Here is a 2,071-nt window from a genome sequence, read left to right as displayed (position 1 = left end):
TTCTCCCGTGTTTGTCGCCGTGTCGTCCCCCCTCGGTCTGAGTTTGCCTCCGGTGGGTGGTTTTTGACTTGCTACGGCGACCTCCTGTATCTACACGTAAGGAGGCGTCGGCAGCGTCAGATGTGTATATGAGAGAGGTTCGGCAGAGAACTGTGTGAGATCAGGTGTCGTGGTCATGCTCGGCAGTGTGCCAGAGCTGGCGCGACCTGGCGATTGGCATAACGGCCAATTGCGTCACGCCAGACACTCCGTTCTAGCGGGGCCTTTCTACAGAACGCTGATCACGCCGGCAGCGCCCATGCGCTGCCACGGCAGCCCCTGCACCAGCGCCTGGAGTTGTTCGGGGTTCAGCTCCAGCCGCTCGTCGCGCCAGGTCTCGGGCCACTTGAACTTGCCCTGATGCAGACGACGCGCTGCCAGCCAGACGCCTAACCCATCGTGCACCAGCACCTTCATGCGATTGGCGCGACGGTTGGCAAAGAGATAAGCGCAGTGCGGCTTCGCCGCACCGAACACCGCCACGACCCGTGCCAGGGCGGTATCGGGACCGGCCCGCATATCCAGCGGCTCGGTGGCGAGCCAGATCTCATCAATGCGGATCATCGCAGCAGCTCCTGTAACCAGAGCAGACAACGATCGGCCTGTGCCACGGGCACGTTCACGACCACGTTGCCGGCCGGACGCGGGATCTCGATGCGAATGCTGTTGGTAAGGCCAGTAGCGGTCTGCTGGTCTGGCTGAGCCGGTAACGCCAGCGATACAAAAGCAGGCGATGTCGCGGCTGGTTGCTGCCGGGCTGCGCGGATCCATTTATGAACCAGGTTCGCGTTAAGTCCATGATCCAGTGCAATCCGGGCGACAGAGGCGTTTGGCTCTTGGCAGATAGCGATTATGCTGGCTTTGAACGCGGTAGTATAACGACGACGCTTATTCGGGGCTTCTGTCACGCTTATTGAAGTCATCATAGGTGTCCACTTGAAAATAGGTGGACACTATCGGATGGCTACTATAACGGGCTCAAGATGGGTTCCCCGGACGCTTACGCTCCAGGGGCGTCAGAGATCCGGCCTCACGCTCGATGTTGTACAGCTGCTTGATGTACTCAACCGCCTGACCGGCGATCTGGCTCTTGCCGGTCACGTGCAGCTCGACGAACTTGCGCCGCGCATGGGCCATGCAGCCGATCTCGGTAATACCTTGCTTGAAGCTCGCTTTGTAGCCGCCGTAGTCATCGCAGATCAGGTTGCCCTGCCAGTCACCGAGGAAGTCGCGGGCATGCTGGCCAGATCGACCCGGTGTGAAGGCGTAGATCACTGCGTTCAGCTCGGAGTACGGTGTGGTGGCATAGGCCCAGATGTAGGCCTGGTGGGTCTTCTTCTTGCCCGGCGCGAGCATGGGCACCGGCGTTTCGTCCGCATGCAGCACGGACTCTGTCAGGATTAACGCGCGCAGCGCGTCGACCAGCGGTTGCAGTTGCACGCCGCAGCGGCCGATCCACTCGGCCAGCGTCGAGCGCGGGATTGGTACGCCGGCACGGCCGAAGGTCTGCTCCTGCCGGTACAGAGGTATATGATCGAGGTGCTTGGCGACGATCACCTGGGCCATCAGCGCGGCCGTCGGGATGCCCTTGTCGATGACGTATGCCGGCATTGGTGCCTGGGTCAGCGTCTCGCAGGCATCACAGACCCATTTACCGCGGATATGGCGCTCGACTGTGAACACACCGGGCGTATAGTCGAGCTTCTCGCTGATGTCCTCACCAATGCGTTTGAGCTGACAACCACAGGCACAGGACGTCGCGTCCGGCTCATGGCGGATCTCGGTACGGGGCAGTTGCGGCGGTAAGGGGGCTCGTTTGGGTTGGCGTTTGACGGCAGGCGTCAGCGTGGTTTTCAGCTGTTCGAGTTCCGCTTCGATTGCCGCGATGTCGGCATCGACGACTTCGTCCAGCAAGCTGATCTGCAATACGTTGAGATGTTCGCTGCGCTGGCCGTACTTATGACGCTTGAGTAACGCCAGCTCATGGGTCAGCTGCTGATTGCGCAGCTCGCTGCGCTGTATCACCTGGTCC

General features: G+C 60.9%; 2 protein-coding genes and 1 pseudogene. All 3 read right to left on the bottom strand.

Annotation, left to right across the window (positions count from 1 at the left end; all coding sequences use genetic code 11):
- Positions 1-267 precede the first annotated feature (267 nt).
- The gene (gene tnpB, locus MPRO_RS19815; protein ID WP_067297187.1) at positions 268-603 is read right to left on the bottom strand and encodes an IS66 family insertion sequence element accessory protein TnpB; all 336 of its coding nucleotides are present in this window, start codon (positions 601-603) and stop codon (positions 268-270) included.
- Positions 600-965, bottom strand: a complete 366-nt coding sequence (gene tnpA / locus MPRO_RS19810) for an IS66-like element accessory protein TnpA (RefSeq protein ID WP_082708997.1) — start codon at positions 963-965, stop codon at positions 600-602. The genes tnpB and tnpA overlap by 4 nt, the downstream gene beginning before the upstream one ends.
- Positions 966-1,035: 70 nt before the next feature.
- A pseudogene (gene tnpC / locus MPRO_RS19805) lies at positions 1,036-2,071 on the bottom strand (IS66 family transposase); the annotation flags it as partial.

It is taken from the genome of Marinobacterium profundum (assembly GCF_001528745.1).
GTDB lineage: Bacteria > Pseudomonadota > Gammaproteobacteria > Pseudomonadales > Balneatricaceae > Marinobacterium_A > Marinobacterium_A profundum.
This window is presented reverse-complemented; position numbering and strand designations above follow the sequence as displayed.

Bases quoted from the DNA above. Each gene is read 5' to 3' on its own strand.
- tnpA (WP_082708997.1), bottom strand. From the start codon at position 965: ATGATGACTTCAATAAGCGTGACAGAAGCCCCGAATAAGCGTCGTCGT.
- tnpB (WP_067297187.1), bottom strand. From the start codon at position 603: ATGATCCGCATTGATGAGATCTGGCTCGCCACCGAGCCGCTGGATATG.